This window comes from Methylobacterium nigriterrae (assembly GCF_037106235.1).
Classification (GTDB): Bacteria; Pseudomonadota; Alphaproteobacteria; order Rhizobiales; family Beijerinckiaceae; genus Methylobacterium; species Methylobacterium nigriterrae.
The window spans coordinates 1-712 of sequence record NZ_JBAWTG010000461.1; the positions used below are offsets into that span (position 1 = coordinate 1).

1 protein-coding gene is annotated in these 712 nt (G+C 63.1%); it reads left to right on the forward strand.

What is annotated here, in order from left to right; genetic code table 11:
* The first annotated feature begins 157 nt into the window (after nt 1-157).
* A complete protein-coding gene (locus WDW90_RS37740; RefSeq protein ID WP_336492824.1) occupies nt 158-688 on the forward strand; it encodes a gamma carbonic anhydrase family protein in 531 nt (176 codons plus the stop codon).
* Nucleotides 689-712: the final 24 nt, after the last annotated feature.

The following is a 712-nucleotide window of genomic DNA, read 5'->3' on the forward strand; positions in this document are numbered from 1 at the left end:
CAGGGACCCGGTTGGTCCGCGCGCAGTGCGGACAGACGATGTTGCGGGCAGCGGGCATCGGCTCCTCGCTCCACTTGTGTCTCTGGAACTGCAGGAGCGCACATGAGATACGCTGGGGTTTCGCTCTCACCCACAGTCCCGACGCTGCAAGAGCCCGATGTCCCTCTACAAGCTCGATGATCATCATCCCAGCATCGCGGATGCAGATCGCGTCTGGATCGCACCGGGCGCGCACGTGATCGGGCGCGTTCACCTCGGTCTGGACGTGAGTGTTTGGTTCGGAGCCGTTGTGCGCGGAGACAACGACGAGATCCGGATCGGCAACCGCACCAACATCCAGGATGGTGCTGTTCTACATGCTGACCCCGGATTCCCGCTGACGATCGGCGAGGGCGTCACGATCGGCCATCGCGCCATTGTGCATGGTTGCACGATTGGAGCGAACACCCTGGTCGGCATGGGTGCCACCATCCTGAACGGGGCCCGGATTGGATGCGAATGCCTGATCGGCGCGAATGCGCTCGTCACGGAAGGTAAGGAGTTTCCCGACCGCAGTCTGATTGTCGGCGCCCCGGCTCGGGCTGTGCGCAGCCTAGATGAAGCAGCGGCTGCAAAGTTGCGTCGGACATCAGAGACCTACATAGCCAACGGCCAGCGCTTCTCGAAGGGGCTTCGGCAGGTGCGTTGAGCGGCGTCTCGACCGGTCACACAC